This window comes from Chroococcidiopsis sp., assembly GCF_051657925.1.
In the GTDB taxonomy this organism is placed as follows: Bacteria; Cyanobacteriota; Cyanobacteriia; order Cyanobacteriales; family Chroococcidiopsidaceae; genus Chroococcidiopsis.
This window is the reverse complement of record NZ_JBOFLP010000349.1, coordinates 1-5,083: the sequence shown is the minus strand read 5'-3', so window position 1 is coordinate 5,083 and position 5,083 is coordinate 1. Positions and strand designations below refer to the sequence as shown.

6 protein-coding genes and 2 pseudogenes are annotated in these 5,083 nt (G+C 41.5%); 1 reads left to right on the top strand and 7 read right to left on the bottom strand.

All coding sequences use genetic code 11. The features are described from left to right. Positions 1 to 199 precede the first annotated feature (199 nt). From ACRC32_RS27795 to ACRC32_RS27785, 3 genes are all read right to left on the bottom strand, one after another. Positions 200 to 1,036 carry a 3'-5' exonuclease gene (locus ACRC32_RS27795; protein WP_438557011.1) on the bottom strand — a complete coding sequence of 279 codons (837 nt, stop codon included), beginning with the start codon at positions 1,034 to 1,036 and terminating at the stop codon, positions 200 to 202. A gap of 149 nt (positions 1,037 to 1,185) precedes the next feature. After that, a complete protein-coding gene (locus ACRC32_RS27790; RefSeq protein ID WP_438557010.1) occupies positions 1,186 to 1,923 on the bottom strand; it encodes a hypothetical protein in 738 nt (245 codons plus the stop codon). A 75-nt stretch (positions 1,924 to 1,998) separates the two neighbouring features. Next, positions 1,999 to 2,343: a hypothetical protein gene (locus tag ACRC32_RS27785; RefSeq protein ID WP_438557009.1), complete on the bottom strand. Its 345-nt coding sequence runs from the start codon at positions 2,341 to 2,343 to the stop codon at positions 1,999 to 2,001. Positions 2,344 to 2,551: 208 nt separating this feature from the next. Here ACRC32_RS27785 and ACRC32_RS27780 point away from each other — a divergent pair, with 208 nt between their 5' ends. Beyond that, positions 2,552 to 2,812, top strand: coding sequence for a helix-turn-helix domain-containing protein (locus ACRC32_RS27780; RefSeq protein WP_438557008.1), 261 nt, complete (start codon positions 2,552 to 2,554; stop codon positions 2,810 to 2,812). 109 nt (positions 2,813 to 2,921) lie between these two features. On the opposite strand, the pseudogene ACRC32_RS27775 reads toward ACRC32_RS27780, so the two are convergent. From ACRC32_RS27775 to ACRC32_RS27760, 4 genes and pseudogenes are all read right to left on the bottom strand, one after another. Then, a pseudogene (locus tag ACRC32_RS27775) lies at positions 2,922 to 3,062 on the bottom strand (peptidoglycan-binding domain-containing protein); the annotation flags it as partial. A gap of 59 nt (positions 3,063 to 3,121) precedes the next feature. Continuing rightward, a complete protein-coding gene (locus tag ACRC32_RS27770; protein WP_438557007.1) occupies positions 3,122 to 3,796 on the bottom strand; it encodes a lysozyme in 675 nt (224 codons plus the stop codon). Positions 3,797 to 3,896: 100 nt separating this feature from the next. Next, a complete protein-coding gene (locus tag ACRC32_RS27765; protein WP_438557006.1) occupies positions 3,897 to 4,547 on the bottom strand; it encodes a hypothetical protein in 651 nt (216 codons plus the stop codon). 77 nt (positions 4,548 to 4,624) lie between these two features. Next, a pseudogene (locus tag ACRC32_RS27760) lies at positions 4,625 to 5,083 on the bottom strand (peptidoglycan-binding protein); the annotation flags it as partial.

Genomic DNA, 5,083 nt, shown 5'->3' with positions numbered 1-5,083 from the left:
CAGTGACGCGCATAACTACTGCACCCGAAAAATAATAAACTCTGCATTGTCTACAATATACTGAATAAGTAGACGTTGCAAAGTTTAAAAGTGATAACTTATGCCCGAATCAGTTGTACCAGTGTTACCGGAAATCCGGTAACACTCTCTTGGAAAATAATGGGGGAAGCGGAGCTACACCCCATTTTTTCCGCTATTTTTAAAAGGGAATGCCGTCGTCAGCGATTTGCGTCGTAGGGATGGACGGATTCTCTGCCGCGATAGCGCTAGCGCGCTCGCAGAGCTTCGGATTGCTCTTTCTGTTGTACCCACGCAATTCCAAAATAGGAACTTTTATTTTAAAATCCGAATCAAAGGTGGGGTAATACTTTTCGCCTGGTTTTTTCCAATTAAATCTGACTTTTCCAACCTCTTTCCACACAGCATATAGCTGCACTGGCGGGAACATTCGATTATATTCCACCTCCGAGGAGGGCGGGAAAGTCATTTCTTTAATTAATTCACGGGCAGCATAAGCATCCTCCGCCGCTCTATGTCCAGCATTTGGTAATTTTTGCCACTTGTAGTTACCGTAATAGCTATTCCAATCGCCAACGTATTGTGCGTACCATTCCATCGCGCACTGAGGCATGAATTTTATTTCTTCTAGCCCGTAATATTTATAGCAGTTACGCAAAATACCGCAGTCAAAAGCCGCATTGTAAATAATACAAGTGCGATCGCTTAATACTTTTGAGAGAAGTGGATAGATTTCGGGAAAAGTGGGCGCATCCTCTAACATTTGGGCGGTAATGCCGTGTACTCGCTCTGCTCCTGTTTCGGATGGTACAGGGGGCTTTACTAAAGTATTAAGTAGGGGCGAACCGTGACGAGAAAGGACGGCTATTTCTACGGGGTATGCGTTATGCAGCCCTGTTGTTTCAGTGTCCAAATAAACAATGTCCGCGCTGTCATATATCTTTTTTGCCCACTCAAACGCTTCCCACTTATCCAGGGCGTGTTGCTCGTTACAAGTCCAAACCAATTGTTTTATCATCTTAGTAGCAGGCTAATAAATAAAGTAAAGGATGGTTTGTGCGCCGGGGAATTGCGTACTTGAAGCCAAGGATAGGAGACTATTACAGCAACATCTAGCTTTTGCGGAAGGACGTAACCGTTCCTCAGAAACGTCCTTAGCCTGCCTTGTTAAAACACCTCTGTTTTCTGCCAAGTTGAAAAGCTCTGTGGCAGGAGACCTGCCCCACAGACTTTCCGCAACTCCTCTACCCGTGCTACCCAGGCGATCGCCTTCTTTCCATTTGTCGCCTCTAATTCTTCAAACTCCTCCTCCAATACATCAGTCGGCACATCGGGTAATTGAGTCACCGCCCAAGCGATCGCATCGGCAGGAGATTTCCAACTGCGCCATACTGAAAGCATCCCTTGAAGTCGGTTCAATATAGCTGCAAAGTCTGCTTCCGGCTGCCACTCCGCCACAAGCGGCTTTTTCGTTGCCCCGTCATACACCCTAGCAAATACTACCGTTTCTTCCCCTGGTGCTACAGCAATAGTTAGTGGTTTATCTAAAGAGTTCAATGTATTTAAAGCAAGCAATAAGCCTTTGCAAAACACAGTACCGAAACCAGTGCGAAGTACATAAGTGCGATCGCTCTCAATCGTAATATCTAGCTTGATAAGCTCTTGCTTTTTATACTCCCGGTGTACTATTTCTAACTTTCTAATTGTGCCAGTTAGAGCCTTTTGAGGTATATAGTTTTTCTTAGAATCTTCACTCAAAAAATACCACAATCCTTGCTCTGGTTCGTTGCCTACAAATATATATTGTGGGCTGGGCGGTTCGCTAAATCCTAAAGTAATTTTGCTTTTAGGGTTTAGGTTTTCGAGAGCGATCGCTATCCGTTCTAAAATTTGTTCAGTAGGCATGTTTGTTATTAGTAATAGAAATATTAATAGCCGATATAATAATAATTATATCGGCTATGTATGTGTTATTTAATGTTAAAATGGTGAATCAACAAGGACGCGATCGCACGCATACATATCGCTATTTCTAGCAATATCTTTAATGCGGCATTTACCATTTATTAAATGAGCGCACTGTCCGCAAAGTAATGGTAGATCGACTAATTCTGTACTCAATTGTTCGGGCGTAACAGTAATATTTATTCCTATTTCTGCCCTGCCCTGGCGCATTCCCTCGCAGTAGCCCTGGAGATAGATAATTTCAGCCATTGCTGGGAGGCGACCAGCGAATCCATCGCTAATGCCCTCTAAATAAATTTCTTCGATAGCTTCATAGGAAGCAGCCCGTTGTTCTTGGTCAAAGTCGATGCTAATATTCATTCTTGTTACTCGCTTGTTGGGTGACGCGGGCGATCGCTTGGTTTTCCAGACATTAGCGATCGCCTTTTTGATTGGTTGAGCTTTTACTGCTCATGACTCTATTATACAACTCTCGATTGTAATGTCAAGCTTTAAGTTATAAAAATCTACTTCTAGGTTGTAGAAGGTTGTGATAAGCTTAAGTAGTAGAATTTAAAGTTGTATTGTTATGATTCAAACTTTGATTAAATGGCGACTTAATGAGGTTATGGCTCGTTACGGCATTAAAGCTAGTGACTTAGCAGAAGCTATGAGCATCAGTAAAAATAGCGTTTCTAATTTGCGAGGTTATGAAATGCCTAGGCTCACAGAAGGGACACTAAATACATTGTTAATGTGCTTGAATCAACTAAAAAATGAGCCAGGGTTAATAACTCCTAACGATTTAATTGATTTCTCTGTAGATTCAAATAAATCTGAAAGTCATTAAAAAGCGATCGCCTCTCTTTGCACAGAATCCGCGATCGCTTTTGCCACAACCCTACTTATTCACCGTATAGGTCACAGCAATGTGTGACATCTCCTACACTTACCTGTACTCAGGAAGTGTAGGAGATGTCACTCCCAGAGCTTCTGCCGTTGCCTCCCCCCACAATCCCATCAGCAGCCAAATTCACCGATGCTTGAAACTTTTTCACAGCATCTGTGGTTTTTTGTCCAAATTCGCCATCAACAACAAGCGAAAATCCGCGCTGTGAAGCACTCCAATCTCAGCGAAGCGGATTGGAGCAGTTCATATTCAAGTTTGAGGTACTGGCTTTTCAAACATGGACTTTTCTGCCTGCCGGCGGCGAGTCAATCCAGCCATAACTTTCCCCCCAGCCTTATTCCACCGCAAAAACTGATTTGCCGCTCCTTTATAGTCTTTGGCGTTAAGCAACTTGAGTAACGTACTGCTTCTCAATGCTTCGATACCGCAGTTGTAGGTAAAGCTAACAAGTGAATCAAATTGATTTTGATTTAACGGCACTTTTACTAAGGATGCGATCGCACTTTCAAACTCCGCCAAATCCTGACGCAAAAATTCCTCTGCTTGAATTTTAGTAATCTTCATCCCTGGTTTTACGCCTTTTGTGTGACCGTAACCAATCGTAAGTACATTGGCGGGGCATTTATACGCTTCTAATCGACAGCCTTCAAAGTCACAAATTAATTTTAATCCGACCGGACTAATTTTTAGGATGGGGACACCCGACGACAACATTTCCAGCAATTTTTTCGCAGTCGTTGCCCCTAAATAATCTGGTTCGCCCAAGGAGTGCGCTTTTTTAAAAGCATTGAACTTTAAAATAGTCTCTACGCCACAAATGCCATCTACCTTTGCACCGATCGCGCTCTGTACTGCTTTAATTATTTCCGGCGATGCTTCGCTTAATTTAATGGGCGCTTGTATCTTATCTAGTACGCTACTCACGAGTAAATCACCTCTAATGGAACTGATTTAATCCGCATATCAGCAAATTCTTTCATTTTGGCGCGTATAATATCCCAATGTTCCTGCATTGTCAGTACAATCATTTAGACAACTTTCTCCCTCTGTTTGATGGAAGTGTTAGTGCGTCTTCAGGGTTCCAACCTTGGTTGAGCCGTTGGTAAACTAAATATCTATCTATGTTATATTTCTCTGCAAAATATGCTACGGATTTGGTTTCTTCCCCTACTGTAATATATCTAGTGTTTCTCCTTTTTCTACAGTTTTCACTGCTAGTAACTAAGGTGCAATTTTCTGGACAATAACTACCGTCGTTATTAATACGATCAATTTCAAGTCCGGGCTTCCAATTTGCATTATTTAGCCAAATTATAAAAGATTCTATAGATTCTCTCCACTCATCACAAACTGTTATAGGCACTTCCCTTCCTCCATAGTTTTTATATCCATTTGTCTTTGGTTCATAGCACCTTTTTATCATTCCTCTCCAAGTTTCATAAGCTGGATGAGTTTGATAACCATGTTTTAAACCTGCTAAACCTTTTCTACTATTAGTGCAGGAATCGCAACAAATTTTACCTTTTTTTGACGACAAAGAATCTTGAGGAATTACCTGAGTATTTCCACAACTACAGATACATTCCCAAAGATGACCTCTACTATCTTTCCCTGCTAAAGCTTTTATAAACAACTGACCTTTTTCTGTTCCTACTAAGTTTTTAGGTTCTGCCATTTTAAATTTGCATATTATAATTAAATATTAATTTATAGTAATATTTAATTAGAGGAACTACAAGGTTATCGTCCTATTTAATAGGCAAACTTAAATAATTTGTCCCCAGGAATAATCGTTGTATCAAAATACTTACGTCCTGAATCTCTCATCAATTGCATAAATTTGGCGTGACTTGTAGGACTGGGAGTTACTAAGCAGCCTGCCGACCACTTTCCAATTTCAAGAGGGTTATTAGATGTTGTATGTTGATTAATACCAAAGGAACTTCCCGTATCTAGTTTGTCTCCCGTCCGCATCCCATCTTTGTTTAAGTCGCGGTGGACGGTAATATTTCCGACTTGAACCAAAGCATCTTGAGTATGATGCCTACCAATTGCCCAGGCATCAACGTAATTGCCAAAGGCAATTCTAGCCGCTCCCTTAGGGTTCATGGGGTTTTGAGTATAGTAGCGCCCTGGCTCTGTTGTTGCTGCCCAACATCCTACTATTTCCCCAGTATTGGAAACGACAAGCCGCAAATCATTAAAGTAGTT